Below are 15,504 nucleotides of genomic sequence, written 5' to 3' on the forward strand. Positions count from 1 at the left end.
CGAATGAGGGTATGCTGTTTTTTTATTTTTCTTCTGATTTAAGGCGTCCGCTCATATATATAAGGAATGAATCATTCAGGAGGGATTAGTATGTCAAATAAAGGTGATGAGAACCAGAAGCCGCTTATGTATATTGTTCAGCCGAGCTATGATGAATCAATGCCAGCCATGCAAAATATCGTAAGAAAACGAAAGAAATCAGAAAAACCACAAGAAATGTCTAAGAGTAAAAAAGACAAGATGGAAGAAAGTACGCACGAGGAACCCGTTGCTCAAGAAATCGAAAAGAAAAAAGAAGTCGAGCCGCCTGCGCGTCAGCAAGAGCAAAACATGGTGAGAGAAGCAGATCTTACCCAAGACGAAGATATCTTCAAAGAACCAGAGCTTACTCAAAAAAAAGACATCACAAAAGAACCAGAGCTTATACAAGAACAAAAACCCCAGCGAGAAGAGGAAAAGCCGCCAGAAGGTGTATTTCATGAAACAAAAGAAGAACCTAGAAGCAAACGAGTGAAAAAGCCTTTAAGTCAGATGAGCATTGACGAAAAAGTCGATTTTCTCACAAGCCTGCCTCATAATATGCCAAGAGCCCTTTGCTTGATTGAAGCTGATGGTAAAACATATAGAGGGATTATTATGGATCGAAAAGAAGATACAGTGCTCATTCGAACAGCGGGCGGGGGAAATCCAGTTGAATTAGCAATAGATGACATTTCCTCGATTCATCCGCTTGGTTTTTAACAAATAAAAAAAGTCCCATAGAGGGACTTTTTTTGTTAGCAGTTACGGTTGATGAGTCGTGGATTTAAGCACTCGATTGCGCAGAAGCAGTCTAGATCTACTTCAATGCAATACTTCGATTTTTCTAATCGGAACACATCACATACGGAATCTTTATCTGTAAAATCTAAAATATGACGGTCTTTGTCAAATGCGATAAGCAAGCTGAGTGTTGCGCAGTGGTCAGAGATGTGTTCGACTCTGAAAAATGTAGTGCTGAAGCAAGGACCTGCATCTACTTCTCCGACGTTACCGAATGCGACGAATGGTTTTGATTTAGATGTAAAGAGAACAAACGGGACAGTGTCACCTAATGAATGAGATGGAGAAAGGAGATTGCTGTAACAGCTGGTCGGGCATTCTTCTTCAACGGCATTTTGCAAGTCGTTAATATTTTCAACAGCCTCTGCTACACAATTCCATGAATGTTTGCGGCTCATATTCAACCCTCCTATACTAGGAAATTTGTTTGAGTGTTTGAGCACTGTCATCATCTACAAGCTTATTGTTTTGCCGGTTGATACTTCTTACTTTCAATCAATGCGGAAGCGGCAGCTCTTATGCTGACTGCTCCGCACGATTGACTGTCATTCGTAAGGAAGGGGATGCTTTGACTCATGACAAGTTAGGTCAACGGACGATCGGTTTAGCCGTGGTGATGATGCTTTTTATCTTTCGTTGGCATGACTCTGTCTACTAGTTCTGGATTTAAACACTGGATTGCGCAGAAGCAGTTTAGATCAACCTCGATACAAAAGTCTGTTTTCTCTAAACCAAAGAAGTCAGGGTCACAAGGGTGACAAACGCTCAGCGTATGTCCGTGTACATCAACAGGTCTTAATACAGATAACGTAGCACAGCAGTCGTTTAATTTTTCAACCCGGAAGAAAATGGATTCGAAGCATTGGCAATCGTCAACAAATCCTCCAATGTTTCCGAAAGTAGAAAACAATCCGCCCTTTTTATCAAAAAGTAAAAACGGAATGGTATCTTTTCCAGAAACTGTCGGGCTTAATAAATTACTGTAGCAGCTTGTAGGACATTTATCTTCTACAGCTTCCTGCTCTGCTAAAATCTTATCAACCGCATCGCATACACAGTTTTCATCATGTCGGCCATGGTGTTTTCCGCAGCTCATGGATTTCAGCTCCTTTAACAAGGTATTTGACTTTAGTCCTTAACAACATATGTATGCGCCCTCTAGTTGGTGTGGGTAAATGACCATTTATATTTGTTGTATTTTTATAAAAGGAAAAGCAGAGCTTTTCGCTCTGCTTTTGGACATTAGAGGATACCGATTGCAACGATTGTCGCAACAAGTGTTTGAGTAAGTGTTTGAATCGCGATCGAGATATCCGCATCGATAGTTGATACTGTAACGTTTCTAGAGTTTTCGATGACAAGTTTCTGGCGGTTTGTTTGTTTGTGAGTAGCGGCTTGTAAGAGATCTTGTGTAACGCGGTCAGCTAAATCACCGTCTGCGATTGAGATGTTTGTAATGGTAATGATCGCTGTTTGAACTGCTACTTGGATAGATGCTGCAACTTGTGCATCAACAGAAGAGACATTAATGTCACAAGAGTCTCTAACAATAATGACTTCCTCAGATGTCTGCTTTGTCACACTCACTTGATCAAAATCTTGCAAGACGTCTTCATCATCATAATAGTTGCCGTCACAAACAGCTTTTCTTTCATAGTTGTAATCGCCGTGGTGTGTACAGTTACGATCTAGAGCGACCCAAGAATATGGTTTAGAATCCATTTCTATTCCTCCTTCCGTTTACTTTATTAAATGCTGGCATGCGTCGTTTTGTCTCGGGCATTTACCCTATCACGCAACCCATTTTTATTTAATCGTTGTTTCGCTGCGCATCACGGCGCTGCTGAATACGATCTCGAAGTGAATTTCGTTTTGGACGTACTTGCGGTTCAGGCGCTACTTCTTCGACATGTTTTGCTGCCTCAGCCTGCCTTTTTTTCTCCTGCTGCTGCTGTACGAAGTCATCTGCTTTCTTTTGTAAGTCCTCAACTAATTTCAAAATCATTCTTCTTTGATCATCTGAAATGTTTGCTTTCTGATCATCTGTGATATTGTTTTTGTTTAAAATATCACTCACAAGAAGACTCGTTAATGGATCAACCTCGGTATTGATTTGAAATTCCTTTTTTTCGTTCTCTTCAGCCACGATTATTTCACCTCTTTCATACATAATGTTAGAAAAAGAAAGGGTCAAAGAATGCCGGCTTCAACTAATAGCACATTCAATGTTTGAGTGAGGATTTGGACAGAGTTCATAATAGATGCGTCTGATAATGTAATCGTGACGTTATAGCAATTGATGATTTGGATCACAGTCTTCTTTTGGACTGTCACTTGTTGTGTGGCTAAAAGCTGATCTGTGATTTCTGTAGCCAATTCATCGTCTGGTACAAGAAGTTGGATTAAAAGAGTAATGATTGTCGTTACGGTCGCTTGAAGGGAGAGTGCGGCTGTTACATCTGTTTTATGAATCGTGACATTTTCGGAATCTTTGATCTCAATGAAATCATCATAATTGCTGATTAATTCGTTTAACAGTTGTGTGTATAATAAATCAGCACTTTCTTCAATAGACAATACTTTCACTCCTTTCTTATCTATACATTATTTAATGCAGCAGAGGCTCAAGGTGGAATCGGAAAGTGTGAAAAAGTACAACCCAATTTTATTTCCGCTCGATTCATCATGGCGGTCTTTCTTTTTGCATATATAAAGAAAGGACGCAAAAAAGAAGAAAGAAGGAGGTGGAGGCTCCTGAGCGGTACTTTGTCATTTCTCGTGTTTGCCCTCGCATCCTTTAGACTGACGAGGCTCATTGTGTTTGATACCATTACTGCGCCTTTCCGCCGTTTATTTCATGAAGAACAAGAAGAGGTCAATGAACAAGGTGAAGTAGAGACATATATCATCATTAAAGGGAAAGGGCTGCGGTCTTGGATAGGAGAGCTGTTAAGCTGTTATTGGTGTACTGGTATGTGGTGCACTGCTGCATTACTTCTGATATACATACTATTTCCTGTCATCAGCATGTGGCTTAATTTACTATTAGCCATTGCCGCAGCAGCAGGCATTATTGAAGCAATTGTCTCAAAACTGGTGAAATAAACAGGCATTCTCATCAGACACGCTTTCAAAACATGCATATACTATCATGGAATAGGAAAGGAAGGGTTGCGATGAAACCAACTGAAACGCCGTCACATATGCTTCAAGGTTATCCAGCGCAGTCAAATCAACAATCTGTTTATACGAAGAAAATCAAAAAAGCAGGCTGCGGCTGTGGAAAGAAAAAGAAACCTCAATAGAAGAGAAAACAAAAGCCGGATTTATCCGGTTTTTTTGTTGCCCTTTTTTTGAGTGATGCATATGTAAGAGAGAAGGGGTGACCAGAATGGATGCATTCGAACAATTAATCGGTTCCTTGTTCACTAAACCCCATGATGGGAAAGAGCAAGCGCACGAAAAGGTTGAAATGGATCTAGCGGATAAAGCGCAGGATCTTGAAGAGCATTTAAAAGCATTTGGCGTGAAGATGGATGCTTTTGCAAAAGAAACAGAAGCATTCATGGTGCGTCATGGAGAGGCAGATTACGTCTTTAAACAGCAGAAATAAAAATTCCGCACTTTTTTATGTGATCGTCCAAACCATTTGTTGTATTTTTCATATTTTGTAAGGGAGAAGAGGAGGTGCTTATATATGAGTTGTTACGGTTACGGTGGCGGTTCTTGCGGCGGCTACGGCGGAGGTTACGGCGGCGGATATGGATCAACATTTGTTCTTGTCGTTGTGCTTTTCATCCTTCTAATCATCGTTGGTGCTTCTTTCTTTAACTAAACAGTAAGAAGGTGAGGGAAGCAATGGGGGAGCCTTTTGCTTTCCTTTCTCTTTGGGCAAACAAGGCTTTAGGATAGGCACATATCTCGCCTATTTTCATATAGTAAGGTGATTACTCCACAAAGAGGAGGCATATGAATGGATAATAAATTCTTTAAAAGCGTTGAAAATAAAACGGGTGTGAATATGAACGATGTCTTTAAACTGGCAGGTTCTTTGCAAAATGCGAACTTTAAAGATGAAGCAACGGTTCGAGGCGTCATTAAAAAAGTAGCACAGCTTGCAAATAAACGTGTACCGAAAGAAATGGAAGACAAAATCGTTCAATCGATTACAAGTGGAAAAGAAAAGCTTGATTTCAATACCATCGCTAAAATGATGAACAACAAAAAATAAACAACAGGCTCTCCGCTTAAAGGGGGGCCTGTTGTTTTTCTGTGAATAATGCTCGGTTTTTCTTTAGAAGGGGATATAAAAAACGCGAGCGATGAGCGGTTTTCCCACGTCTAAACGATGGAACCGATAGATAAAGAGATTGTTCAGCTCTTGTCATAGCCACGTATAATAAACGTCGCTCTTCTTCCAAGGCTTCTTCAGAACCGTTTCTGAGTTCATCGAGTGAGAAATCATGTGGAAGTGCTCCGTCGACCACACAAGTGATGTACACCGTTTGGAATTCCAGTCCTTTTGCACGGTGGATCGTCATGAGCTGAACACCAGGTTCGTCTGTTTTTTCCTTTTCGGCAGACTTCATATGTTCGGCATGTGCGAGAAAGGCTTCTATCGTTTCAAAGCGTTTGGCAGCAGTTTTCACATCTCGTACGTCATCCGTCCCTTTTTCAAGCACATTCGTATCATTCACTCGTTTTTTTAAGTAATCACCTAGTCCCATCTTTTGTTCAATAAATGCCACAGCGTCAGACGGCTTTAAATTTCGTAACGTGCGGAACAGAGGGACAATGGATTGTAACTTTTTCTGTTGAAACGGCTGAATATCTGTTAGTTTTCCGAGTGCGTCGACCATTGAACAATCTTCCGTAATGGTCAGTGCCTTCATTGTGTTTAAGGTCTGCTGCTTTAAAAAGAATACCGGAAGCAGCTGTTTCATAGCGGCCACATCATCAGCATCCTGACTTAAAGAGAGAAAGGCGAGAAGAACTCGAACAATTCGTCTGCTGTAGAAGGCTTTGACACCAGCCTCCGTCTCATACGGAATCGCAGATTGATGCAGACGCTCATAAATCGCACGGCCTCCCGTATTGGTGCGAAAGAGCACGCAGATATCATTCGGCTTTGCGCCGTTTTTAATTTTCTCCTGAATATCTGCCACGATCATGGTCGCTTCCTCTTCCTCGTCATATGGATAAAAGAGCGTAGGAGGGATTGTCTCCGATCGGACGGCTTTTAATGTTTTCTCATAACGATGCTGATTTTTCTTAATAATGGCATCGGCACTTGCGACAATCGTATGATGCGAGCGGTAATTGGCATGTAAATGGACAATCTGAGCCGAAGGGTAGTCCCGTTTGAATTCAAGAATGAAAGCAGGATTACTGCCCCTAAAGGCATAAATGGCTTGATCATCATCACCAACACAAAATAGCTGCTCAGATTCTCCAGCTAATAGCTGAATCAATTGATATTGAACTGGATTTATATCTTGAAATTCATCCACCAATATATAGTGAAACCGGTCTTGATACCGTTTCAGCAGTTTAGGCTGTTCTGTCAGCATGTGCAAGCAGGCAATCGCCATGTCATCAAAGTCAAATTGCTGATTGTCTCGTTTTTGCTGTTCATAAGATTGATAGATCGTCCACATGTGTTTTTCTTTTTCATCCTTCAAATCAGGAAGATCACCTGGTAAAAAAGCATTTTTCCAATAGCCGATTGATTGCAGGACTTGATCGGTAGGGTAGTCTTTTTCATTAAGTCCTTCATTCATGATGGCTTTCCGAATGTACTGCTCTTTCTGCCAATCAAACTTGATCAGGTGCTGGCCGTTCCATTTGTTTGCGTCATCGTGAAGCAGCATTTTATAAAAAAGACTATGGAAGGTACCTGTCACCACTTGGCTTGCTTGTGATGGGTGCAGCTGATATTGCTTGCGCAGTCTTTCTTTCATTTCACTGCTGGCTTTTGTGGTGAACGTCACGAGTAAGATGTGGTGAGCAGGAATGTGATGATGTGACATGAGATAAGCCGCTCTTGCTGTCAGGACTCTTGTTTTCCCGCTACCAGCGCCAGCCAGTACAAGCATTGGACCGTCTTTATGTGTGACAGCTTGAAGCTGCGGTGTGCTAAAGGTGATATGTGGAAAGAGATCGATGGTATGTGCTTGTTCATTCTCTTCTAAATGTAACGCATCGCTAAATTGAATCGACCTTGGTTCCTGCCACTCATATGAATCATTCGTTTGCGAGATGATTTGTTTGCCTGTTGGAAAACGGAAGCCCCCACGTTCTTTATAAGAAGCACTTTCCTTTTGTTCTGCGTGTTTTTTCTGAACTTCTTGTTCTTCTGCTTGTTCACACATCTCTTGCTGAGACATATGTTTATGAATAAAGGCAGGTTCTTCATGTATATTTAATCTGAAAAAGATGGGTTGTCCGCAATATGGGCAGAATAAGTGCCCTTTTTTTCCCTCGTCATGGAGGAATTGATAATGTTCTCTCGAATACGTATGTAATGAGATCGTTCGATCATGTCGTCGTGCGCATTTCAAAGCTAGTCCTCCAATAGTTAATCAATCTTAAAAAGAAACACATCTAATCATATCAAATGAGACGTGTTTCAAACAGTCATAATTAGGGAATAGTAGAGTAGAAGAGAAGCAAAGGAGGCGTTCTTGATGGGATATATAGCCCCGATTCAGCCGGATCTGTATTTTCAATATATCAATCGTCCTGCTCCTCAGGATAAAGAAGACTACGCGAAAGTAACTAAGGTTACGCGCACCTTTCATGACAAGATATACAGAGAGCTGGAGAAAAAAGAGGACTTAGTGGCAGAAGCAGAAACGAAAGTACAGCAAAAAAAGCGGGAACGCTTTGTACGAGATATGTTTATGGAGGAAGGCAAAGGCGTTCATATTAATACGTATATATAAATGATTGCGCTTTCTTCCATTGACGAACGATGATAAAGAAAAAGCCAGGGCATCATGGATGCGCTGGCTTTTTCTAATGGTCAAACAGACAGAGTTTTTGTCATTTTGACATGTGTGATTCCTGCTTCTTCAAACGGTTCAGAAATGGCTTTGTAACCTTTCTTTTCGTAGAAAGGAAGGGCTTGGACTTGTGCGTGCATAACCGCTTCCTTCGCTCCATTCGCAATGGCTTCTGTTTCTAGCGCTTCTAATAGTTTGTGGCCAAGGCCGAAAGCGCGTGCCTCTTTTAACACACAAATTCGTTCTAGCTTTGCCTTTGGTCCTTCAATGATGCGCAATCTAGCGGCTGCTTGAGGCTTCATTTCATCATTATAAATGACAAAATGAATGGCCTCGTCTTCTAATTCATCTATTTCAATCTCTAATGGGACTTCTTGTTCTTTGACGAATACTTCTTTTCGAACGTAATATGCATCTTCTCGTTGTGTTTGTGCTGTTGCGATGACTGTTTTCAAATCTCCTTAACCCTCTTCTCCTAAAATAAATGTTTCATAGACGGTCCAAGATCCGTTCTCTAGTTGATATAAAAGGTGGAAGCGATCCACTGTTTCTTCATGGTCAATCTTTCTCAGCTTTAATGTACCAAGAACGTCTGAATGCTCATCATCTGAGAGTTTTTGAGCCACTGTCACATGAGGAACAAAGGCATATTCAGGTGTACCTTCAAGTGGATCTGCATACAACCTTTCATTGAGCGCCATGATTTCTTCGTTCGGTTCTACTTTCATATAAATAACGTTGTTTACAGGAGCGAATGAACTGAATTTTTTAATACGTAATGTAATAGGAGAAGCATTTTTTGCATACTCTCTTAGCGTTGAGACGACATCAGCCGCTTCTAGATCCGTTAATTCAAAAGGTGTTCTAAGTGTTAAATGAGGCGGTATGAGTGCATAGTTCGGATCATAACGCTTCCGGTAAGAGTTCGCAATATCTTGCAATTTTTTTGATGGAAATAAAACAACTCCGTATTTCATCTTGTTCCCTCCTGATTAAGAAAGTATTTATTATTGTTTATTATAACAAAATTCAGTTGATTAACGAATATGGGAGCATTCTTTTTAACGAAGACGCAATGAGCGGTTGCCAAAACGTCCATTTATGATCCCCTTCGAATGTCTCAAATAAATAATCTGCACCTGACTGTTCAAGAAGTGCCTTTAAATCGTCGTTCGGCTGAATAAAATCGAGCACTTGACCATCTGTCGTTTTCACAGCCGTTTCTTCCAGTCCAATTTGATGGATAATCGCATAATGAGAAAGGGCTGTCGACTGTTTAACAGCTTCTAAGACTGAATCATCAACGTAAGGTGACTGCAAAATGAGCCCGCCAAATAAAGAAGGATAATCAATCGCTGTCATAAGAGAAATCGTAGCACCCAGAGAATCACCAATAAACGTGCGTCCTGAGCCAATTTGATAGGTTGGATAGTGCATATCAATATAAGGGACAAGTTCATTTGCTAAAAAGCGTTTATACGCCTCAAATTTTGTGCCATCTGGATGATACGTATTCCTTCTTTCGGTGACATTTTCATAAGGGACACCAATGATAATAGAGCGTTCCATTTCTTTGTTTTGCATCAATTCTTCTGCCTGTCTGCCTATTTTGCCTAAACGGAAATAATCATGACCATCTTGGGCAATGATGACATGATATGTATAAAGGGGGGAGTAATTGACTGGCAAATAGATCAAAAGGGTCATATCCGCCCCAAGTTCTTTTGAATGTAAGGTTTCTTCTTGAATAATGCCTGTTTTCTTCACCATAATCCATTCCTCCAGCTAACCGATTTCATCACAAAGTGAAACGTTTCCATTCATTGTAACATGAAAAATAGCGTTGTTCCTATATGCTAACATGCATTCAATTCAGTTAACACCGAATCTGTTATAAAATACAGAAAATTTCAATTAATTGTTCAGATTCCTCTTGAAAAATGAGATTTAATGCGTTACAGTATTAAGAATTAGAACAGACAGACAACACATTCTTATCGTGAGAGGTGGAGGGACTGGCCCTTTGAAACCTCAGCAACCGGTATGCATCACTTCATGTGATGTACCAAGGTGCTAAATCCAGCAAGCAGCTTTTTTGCTTGGAAGATAAGAGGAAGCGATTAAAACCCCTTCTTCTTATGAAGAAGGGGTTTTCTGTTTTGAAATCAGATTTTTACTTAGGATGGTGTCAAATGACAGAACATGTGGAAACGACATTAGCGCAAATTGGAAACCGTAGCGAAGAGGCGACTGGTACGGTCAGTCCCCCCGTTTATCTTTCAACAGCATACAGACATAGAGGCATAGGGGAATCAACCGGATTTGATTACATTCGAACGAAAAACCCAACAAGGCAGCTTGTAGAGGATGCGATTGCTTCACTCGAAGAAGGGACGGCCGGATTTGCCTTCAGTTCGGGAATGGCTGCGATCCAAACGATCATGGCGCTATTTGAAAGTGGTGATGAACTCATCGTCTCATCAGACCTATATGGCGGTACATACCGTTTGTTTGAAAACGAATGGAAAAAGTACGGCTTACGTTTTCTTTACGATGATTTTTCAGATGAAGACTGTTTACGCTCTAAAATCACAACAAACACAAAAGCAGTCTTTATTGAGACGCCGACAAATCCACTTATGCAAGAAGCGGATATTCAAAAAATAGCGAAGATTGCAAAAGAACATGGCGCTTTGGTCATTGTCGATAACACCTTTTACACACCTGTTTTGCAAAAGCCGATTACGCTTGGAGCGGACATTGTGATTCATAGCGCAACCAAATATTTAGGCGGACATAATGACGTTCTTGCAGGGCTTGTCGTCACAAAAGGAGAGCAGTTGTCTGAAGACATGTTCCAGCATCAAAACGCGATTGGAGCGGTTCTATCACCATTTGACTCATGGCTATTAATGAGAGGGATGAAAACACTGGCTCTTAGAATGCGCCAGCACGAGGCAAATGCGCAGGAGCTAGCCGAGTTTTTAAAGAAACAGCCAGAAATTCAAGATGTCCTTTACCCAGGCAAGGGAGGAATGCTGTCATTCCGTGTAGCCGAAGAAGACTGGGTCAATCCATTTTTAAAGCAGCTGAAAACGATTTGTTTTGCTGAAAGTCTTGGCGGAATTGAAAGTTTTATCACGTATCCTGCGACGCAAACGCACATGGATATTCCTGAGGAAATTCGCATTGCAAACGGTGTGTGTAACAAACTGCTCCGTTTCTCCGTTGGTATTGAGCACGTAGATGACCTGAAGGCAGACCTAAAGCAGGCACTATCACAAGTAAAAGAGGAGGTACATGCCAAATGACCACACATGATTGGACATTCGAAACCCAACTCGTTCATAACGCATTCAAAACAGACCGTTCAACAGGTGCAGTCAGTGTGCCGATTCAGCATGCGTCCACCTTTCATCAAAGCAGCTTTGATGATTTTGGTCAATATGACTACTCAAGATCGGGGACTCCTACACGTCAAGCGTTAGAGGATACGATTGCGGCGCTAGAAGGAGGAACGAGAGGGCTTGCTTTTGCATCTGGCATGGCAGCCATCTCCACTGCTTTTCTTCTATTATCAAAAGGAGATCACGTCCTTGTCACAAGAGATGTGTATGGTGGTACATTTCGTATGATCACCCAAGTTCTTTCGAGATTCGGCATTGAGCATACCTTTGTGGACATGACGGATTTGAATGAAGTCAAAAAAGGCATTCAATCGAATACGAAGGTCATTTACATGGAAACACCGTCAAACCCGACGCTAGGAATTACGGATATAGAGGGCGTCGTCCAGCTTGCGAAAGAACATGACTGTCTGACATTTTTAGATAATACATTTTTAACACCGGCTCTTCAGCGTCCGCTCGACCTTGGCGTTGACGTTGTCCTGCACAGCGCAACGAAATTTTTGAGCGGTCACAGTGATGTGCTGTCAGGCTTAGCGGTGGTGAAAGATGAGAAGCTGGGAGAGGAACTCTATTCGCTGCAAAACTCATTCGGTGCGGTCCTTGGCGTGCAGGACTGCTGGCTTGTGTTAAGAGGGTTAAAAACCCTTCAGGTGAGATTAGAAAAAGCAAGCCAAACGGCATTTAAACTCGCTTCATTCCTGAAAGAACATCCAGCGGTGAAAAAAGTATACTATCCAGGCTTAGATGACCATCCGGGGGCAGACATTCAGCGAAAGCAAGCAAGCGGAGCTGGAGCCGTTCTCTCATTTGAATTAGAAAACGAAGCAGCAGTCAAAGAATTAGTAGACGCTGTCACATTACCTGTATTTGCTGTCAGCCTTGGCGCCGTCGAATCCATTCTGTCATACCCAGCCAAAATGTCACATGCGGCTATGCCAAAAGAAGAAAGAGAAAAAAGAGGAATTACAGATGGATTGCTTCGTTTAAGTGTTGGAGTTGAAAACGGAGAAGACCTCAAACGCGACTTCAAACAAGCACTCGATCAATTAAAGCCCGTTCTTGTCAACCAATCATGAAGGTGAGAAAAAGCCGGCACAGCTGCCGGCTTTTTGACCTTTTTTGAACAAAACCATTGACGATGGATCATGAAGGTTATATAATAGAGACTGTCAGTAACAGAAACCCCAGAACTGATACATAACCCGATTCCGTAGCTCAGCTGGGAGAGCGCTACCTTGACAGGGTAGAGGTCGCTGGTTCGAGCCCAGTCGGAATCATCGTTTAAACCCTTGCCTAGCAAGGGTTTTTTGTTTGTCGGTAACAAATGTTTGTTCTGTTTCTTTTGATTGGGGACAAATTGGGGACGAACTTTATCCATTAGATTGTTTCTCAGTATTTTTAGGATCAAAAAATCCCTATTCCATACCGATCACACATCTTTTAATAGTATCAGCATATCCAGTTTAAGAGGTTACTTACAAAATATTTAGAACTTTTTTGTAAGAATCCTCCGAAATGCAATACGGACTTTAAATATTTTCATTTATAATTTCCTATTTTTCTATACTTTTCATATCGCTGTTGTATAAGCTCTTCCGAGGATAATAGTATCAATTTTTTTAGAGATGATTCGATTGTAGATTCAATCAATTTTGCCTGTGATTTTATATCATTTTGTGCTCCACCTCTAATTTCAGGAATGATTTCATCAATAACTCCTAAATGTTTTAAATCTATTGCTGAAATTTTCATATGTTCAGCAGCTTCTGGAGCATACTTAGCGTCCTTCCATAGGATAGATGCTGCTCCTTCTGGCGAAATGACCGAGTACCATGAATACTCTAACATATGGATATGGTTACCGACACTAATGCCAAGAGCTCCACCACTTGATGCCTCTCCAATTACAATACAAACAATTGGCACTTTAAGAGTAGCCATTTCAAATAGATTGCGAGCTATCGCTTCAGAAATTCCACGTTCTTCAGACCCTTTCCCTGGATAGGCGCCTATTGTATCAATAAATGTAATAATAGGGCGATTAAATTTATCAGCTTGTTTCATAAGTCTTAGCGCTTTTCTATAACCTTCTGGATGTGCCATTCCAAAATTTCTTTCTATATTTTCCTTTGTACTTCTACCTCTTTGATGACCAATAACCGTAACGGGCATCCCTTTAAATTTTGCAATACCACCTATCATTGCTTGATCATCACCATATAATCGATCACCATGAAGTTCGAAAAAGTTTGTAAACAATAAAGGTATATAATCCAATGTCGTGGGCCGGTTACGTAGCCTTGCAATTTGAACTCGTTGAAAAGGTGTAATATTAGAATAAATTTCATCTTGCATTTTATTTAAACGTTTTTCTAATAAATGAATTTCTGACGATAAATCTACATTATGTTCTTTCATCATTTTCTTTAATTCATCAAATTTCTCTTTTAGTTCAATAATAGGACGTTCAAAATCCAAACTCATTTTAACCTCCAAAGGTTATGATTTACCTCACTTTAATCAAAAGACTTAGAAATAGAATCAATAAATAATTCAAAACCATCCACAACTATTTTTTGTTCTGATTCTGATAAGTTATTGAGAAGATTTTGATAAAATGTAATGGATTGCTCTCTTAAGTTATGAACAGTTGTGTGACCTTTTTCTGTGAGGTGCAGAAAAAGTTCTCTTCTATTTTTTTCATTTACTTCACGATAAACAAGCCCCTTTTTTACTAACTTATCTACCAATCTACTCACAGTTGAAGTCTCTAATCTAAGTTTATTGGAAAGTTGCCAAACAGTTAATTTTTCCACCTCTAGTTCCTCTAACGCCATCATTTGAGAAGTTGGTAGAGGTTTTTCAAATGGTCCATTGGGCAAATTTTGAGATTCAAAAACTCCAGTTGTTATAATCATTTTCTTAATATCTGATCTTAGTTTTAAGGCATCTTCTCTTTTCAAAAAGGTTACCCTCCTACAATTCATGTACCATACATCAATTGTATTATACATGAATTTGTTTTTTTCACAAGTTTAACGTAAGCCAATATTAAAATAAGGATGAGATATTTCTACTTGTTAAAATGGTATAAACCGATTTATTTTATTAATTTAAATGAGAAGCAGTTGCCCTAGGTCTTTCAGTATTTAGAGCAGAAACAGCGTTTCGCTTATGCTGAAGCATGCTAAATAGTATATGCAGATGAGTATGGGAAACAAGGTCGATTTGAAGACTACGGCTGCTGATCAAAAGATATTAGAAACACAACTCAAAACGTATAGGCAAAATTAAAACAGACCATGCAGGGTCTGTTTTTTTATGGGGACGAACCCTTTCAGTCTTATTCGGAAATGCACATTTTTTATCGGAAGGGCTCATCATAGAATCTTATTAAATCAGTCTTTTTAAGAAAACATCTGGAAGTTTCGGAGAAGGTCATTCACCTTGACGGGGAGAGATCACTGGTTCGAACCCAGTGAGAATCATCGTTCAAACCTTTGCCTAGCAAGGGTTTTTTTGTTTTGTTAATTAGTCACATCGAAGAAGTAAAATTGCTAACATATTATTAAATAGCACCAATTAAAAACATACATAACAAGGATTTATGTAGACACCATTTTGGGCTTTAAATTTGGAGGATGTTATCAACTCTGGCCATGCCGAAGTGTTTGTAATATGTCTGGGTCTAATGGAGTTACTTATGGAGGACAAAAAAACTATAAATAATAAATACCTCGCTAAAAAACACCCTTACTTTTTGTTAGGGTGTTTTTACACTTATTATATCTGAAAAACGTATCAAATTTGTACGCAACGCCTTTTGAGTCATTTAATAAATGGACCAGTACCGTTTAAATCCTATATGATTTGATTTCCTTTATCTTTCCAGATTTTGCAGCACTACTAAAAACATAGACATCGCAGAAATCAATTTTTAAACCATTCGCTAATAACATTACACCATTTATTGAAGCAAATTTTCCGTGTGTGATTACTTGGTAAATTTCAAGGGCGCTAACGATTTCTCTGTCCTCTTTGTACAAAGTGGAGATTAAGGCATTTCGTCCTTCAAGCTTTGTATTATCCTTTAACTGAAACCATATAATAGATTCATCCGCATATTCATTAATTACTTCATTCTGCCGTGTTAATATAGCTACTGTAAAATCAATGATTATTTGCTTCCTGGGAGCATTGTCACATCCTGTTGGAATGGTAAGTTTCAATTCATTGGGGGAGCTGTTCACTAATGTTAACCTCCTAAA

At 40.0% G+C, this 15,504-nt stretch carries 21 protein-coding genes, 1 tRNA gene and 1 riboswitch; of the genes, 10 read left to right on the forward strand and 12 right to left on the reverse strand.

The features are described 5' to 3' along the window. The first annotated feature begins 90 nt into the window (after positions 1-90). Positions 91-741 (forward strand): CotO family spore coat protein, encoded by a 651-nt coding sequence (locus tag MKX52_RS05630; protein ID WP_342491636.1) that lies wholly within the window; start codon positions 91-93, stop codon positions 739-741. A 35-nt stretch (positions 742-776) separates the two neighbouring features. On the opposite strand, the gene MKX52_RS05635 is transcribed toward MKX52_RS05630, so the two are convergent. The 5 genes from MKX52_RS05635 to MKX52_RS05655 form a co-directional block, all read right to left on the reverse strand. After that, on the reverse strand, positions 777-1,220 hold the full coding sequence (locus MKX52_RS05635) for a CotY/CotZ family spore coat protein (RefSeq protein WP_012009595.1): 444 nt from the start codon (positions 1,218-1,220) through the stop codon (positions 777-779). Positions 1,221-1,426: 206 nt separating this feature from the next. After that, entirely contained in the window at positions 1,427-1,918 is a 492-nt protein-coding gene (locus MKX52_RS05640) for a CotY/CotZ family spore coat protein (RefSeq protein ID WP_012009597.1), read from the reverse strand. A 146-nt stretch (positions 1,919-2,064) separates the two neighbouring features. Further along, on the reverse strand, positions 2,065-2,544 hold the full coding sequence (locus MKX52_RS05645; RefSeq protein WP_012009598.1) for a spore coat protein: 480 nt from the start codon (positions 2,542-2,544) through the stop codon (positions 2,065-2,067). Between the two features lie 88 nt (positions 2,545-2,632). Next, entirely contained in the window at positions 2,633-2,968 is a 336-nt protein-coding gene (locus MKX52_RS05650) for a hypothetical protein (RefSeq protein WP_041815414.1), read from the reverse strand. A gap of 44 nt (positions 2,969-3,012) precedes the next feature. Further along, positions 3,013-3,399 carry a spore coat protein gene (locus MKX52_RS05655; protein ID WP_041815417.1) on the reverse strand — a complete coding sequence of 129 codons (387 nt, stop codon included), beginning with the start codon at positions 3,397-3,399 and terminating at the stop codon, positions 3,013-3,015. A gap of 177 nt (positions 3,400-3,576) precedes the next feature. Between MKX52_RS05655 and MKX52_RS05660 the strand changes: the two genes are divergently transcribed. From MKX52_RS05660 to MKX52_RS05680, 5 genes are all read left to right on the forward strand, one after another. Further along, a complete protein-coding gene (locus MKX52_RS05660; protein WP_088003156.1) occupies positions 3,577-3,927 on the forward strand; it encodes a DUF1360 domain-containing protein in 351 nt (116 codons plus the stop codon). Positions 3,928-3,998: 71 nt separating this feature from the next. Further along, positions 3,999-4,127, forward strand: coding sequence for a hypothetical protein (locus MKX52_RS05665; protein WP_260849903.1), 129 nt, complete (start codon positions 3,999-4,001; stop codon positions 4,125-4,127). Between the two features lie 86 nt (positions 4,128-4,213). Then, entirely contained in the window at positions 4,214-4,435 is a 222-nt protein-coding gene (locus MKX52_RS05670; protein ID WP_088003120.1) for a hypothetical protein, read from the forward strand. Between the two features lie 84 nt (positions 4,436-4,519). After that, on the forward strand, positions 4,520-4,657 hold the full coding sequence (locus tag MKX52_RS05675) for a YjcZ family sporulation protein (RefSeq protein WP_003212017.1): 138 nt from the start codon (positions 4,520-4,522) through the stop codon (positions 4,655-4,657). Between the two features lie 138 nt (positions 4,658-4,795). Next, positions 4,796-5,053 (forward strand): stage VI sporulation protein F, encoded by a 258-nt coding sequence (locus tag MKX52_RS05680; protein WP_003212292.1) that lies wholly within the window; start codon positions 4,796-4,798, stop codon positions 5,051-5,053. A gap of 16 nt (positions 5,054-5,069) precedes the next feature. Here MKX52_RS05680 and MKX52_RS05685 read toward each other — a convergent pair whose 3' ends face one another. Continuing rightward, a complete protein-coding gene (locus tag MKX52_RS05685) occupies positions 5,070-7,382 on the reverse strand; it encodes an ATP-dependent helicase (protein ID WP_342491637.1) in 2,313 nt (770 codons plus the stop codon). Positions 7,383-7,508: 126 nt separating this feature from the next. Between MKX52_RS05685 and MKX52_RS05690 the strand changes: the two genes are divergently transcribed. Beyond that, positions 7,509-7,766, forward strand: coding sequence for a hypothetical protein (locus MKX52_RS05690; RefSeq protein ID WP_342491638.1), 258 nt, complete (start codon positions 7,509-7,511; stop codon positions 7,764-7,766). Between the two features lie 80 nt (positions 7,767-7,846). Here MKX52_RS05690 and MKX52_RS05695 read toward each other — a convergent pair whose 3' ends face one another. From MKX52_RS05695 to MKX52_RS05705, 3 genes are read right to left on the reverse strand one after another with little or no spacing between them, the layout of a single operon-like run. Then, on the reverse strand, positions 7,847-8,281 hold the full coding sequence (locus tag MKX52_RS05695) for a GNAT family N-acetyltransferase (RefSeq protein WP_012009607.1): 435 nt from the start codon (positions 8,279-8,281) through the stop codon (positions 7,847-7,849). 6 nt (positions 8,282-8,287) lie between these two features. Then, the gene (locus tag MKX52_RS05700; protein ID WP_342491639.1) at positions 8,288-8,803 is read right to left on the reverse strand and encodes a YjcG family protein; all 516 of its coding nucleotides are present in this window, start codon (positions 8,801-8,803) and stop codon (positions 8,288-8,290) included. Between the two features lie 52 nt (positions 8,804-8,855). Continuing rightward, positions 8,856-9,596, reverse strand: a complete 741-nt coding sequence (locus MKX52_RS05705; protein ID WP_342491640.1) for an esterase family protein — start codon at positions 9,594-9,596, stop codon at positions 8,856-8,858. A gap of 221 nt (positions 9,597-9,817) precedes the next feature. Next, a riboswitch (SAM riboswitch) is annotated at positions 9,818-9,939 on the forward strand. Positions 9,940-10,018: 79 nt separating this feature from the next. On the opposite strand from MKX52_RS05705, the gene MKX52_RS05710 reads away from it, so the two are divergent. From MKX52_RS05710 to MKX52_RS05720, 3 genes are all read left to right on the forward strand, one after another. After that, complete coding sequence (locus MKX52_RS05710) at positions 10,019-11,137, forward strand: methionine biosynthesis PLP-dependent protein (RefSeq protein ID WP_251183683.1); 1,119 nt, start codon at positions 10,019-10,021, stop codon at positions 11,135-11,137. After that, entirely contained in the window at positions 11,134-12,312 is a 1,179-nt protein-coding gene (gene metC / locus MKX52_RS05715; RefSeq protein WP_144470918.1) for a cystathionine beta-lyase, read from the forward strand. Before MKX52_RS05710 ends, metC begins: the two co-directional genes overlap by 4 nt. 128 nt (positions 12,313-12,440) lie before the next feature. Next, positions 12,441-12,513: transfer RNA gene (locus tag MKX52_RS05720), tRNA-Val, on the forward strand. A 262-nt stretch (positions 12,514-12,775) separates the two neighbouring features. On the opposite strand, the gene MKX52_RS05725 is transcribed toward MKX52_RS05720, so the two are convergent. The 3 genes from MKX52_RS05725 to MKX52_RS05735 form a co-directional block, all read right to left on the reverse strand. Next, complete coding sequence (locus MKX52_RS05725; protein WP_342491641.1) at positions 12,776-13,720, reverse strand: acetyl-CoA carboxylase carboxyltransferase subunit alpha; 945 nt, start codon at positions 13,718-13,720, stop codon at positions 12,776-12,778. A gap of 32 nt (positions 13,721-13,752) precedes the next feature. Continuing rightward, on the reverse strand, positions 13,753-14,199 hold the full coding sequence (locus tag MKX52_RS05730; protein WP_012009617.1) for a MarR family transcriptional regulator: 447 nt from the start codon (positions 14,197-14,199) through the stop codon (positions 13,753-13,755). Between the two features lie 891 nt (positions 14,200-15,090). Then, positions 15,091-15,486, reverse strand: coding sequence for a hypothetical protein (locus MKX52_RS05735; protein ID WP_342491642.1), 396 nt, complete (start codon positions 15,484-15,486; stop codon positions 15,091-15,093). Positions 15,487-15,504: the final 18 nt, after the last annotated feature.

Source organism: Bacillus sp. FSL R5-0422 (genome assembly GCF_038610765.1).
Taxonomy (GTDB): domain Bacteria; phylum Bacillota; class Bacilli; order Bacillales; family Bacillaceae; genus Bacillus; species Bacillus pumilus_O.

Excerpts from the sequence above, each read along its gene's own strand:
- MKX52_RS05640 (WP_012009597.1), bottom strand. The coding sequence starts at position 1,918 with ATGAGCTGCGGAAAACACCATGGCCGACATGATGAAAACTGTGTATGC.
- MKX52_RS05635 (WP_012009595.1), bottom strand. The coding sequence starts at position 1,220 with ATGAGCCGCAAACATTCATGGAATTGTGTAGCAGAGGCTGTTGAAAAT.
- MKX52_RS05670 (WP_088003120.1), top strand. The coding sequence starts at position 4,214 with ATGGATGCATTCGAACAATTAATCGGTTCCTTGTTCACTAAACCCCAT.
- MKX52_RS05645 (WP_012009598.1), bottom strand. The coding sequence starts at position 2,544 with ATGGATTCTAAACCATATTCTTGGGTCGCTCTAGATCGTAACTGTACA.
- MKX52_RS05680 (WP_003212292.1), top strand. The coding sequence starts at position 4,796 with ATGGATAATAAATTCTTTAAAAGCGTTGAAAATAAAACGGGTGTGAAT.
- MKX52_RS05675 (WP_003212017.1), top strand. The coding sequence starts at position 4,520 with ATGAGTTGTTACGGTTACGGTGGCGGTTCTTGCGGCGGCTACGGCGGA.
- MKX52_RS05665 (WP_260849903.1), top strand. The coding sequence starts at position 3,999 with ATGAAACCAACTGAAACGCCGTCACATATGCTTCAAGGTTATCCAGCG.
- MKX52_RS05700 (WP_342491639.1), bottom strand. The coding sequence starts at position 8,803 with ATGAAATACGGAGTTGTTTTATTTCCATCAAAAAAATTGCAAGATATT.
- MKX52_RS05690 (WP_342491638.1), top strand. The coding sequence starts at position 7,509 with ATGGGATATATAGCCCCGATTCAGCCGGATCTGTATTTTCAATATATC.
- MKX52_RS05725 (WP_342491641.1), bottom strand. The coding sequence starts at position 13,720 with ATGAGTTTGGATTTTGAACGTCCTATTATTGAACTAAAAGAGAAATTT.
- MKX52_RS05710 (WP_251183683.1), top strand. The coding sequence starts at position 10,019 with ATGACAGAACATGTGGAAACGACATTAGCGCAAATTGGAAACCGTAGC.
- MKX52_RS05630 (WP_342491636.1), top strand. The coding sequence starts at position 91 with ATGTCAAATAAAGGTGATGAGAACCAGAAGCCGCTTATGTATATTGTT.
- metC (WP_144470918.1), top strand. The coding sequence starts at position 11,134 with ATGACCACACATGATTGGACATTCGAAACCCAACTCGTTCATAACGCA.
- MKX52_RS05705 (WP_342491640.1), bottom strand. The coding sequence starts at position 9,596 with ATGGTGAAGAAAACAGGCATTATTCAAGAAGAAACCTTACATTCAAAA.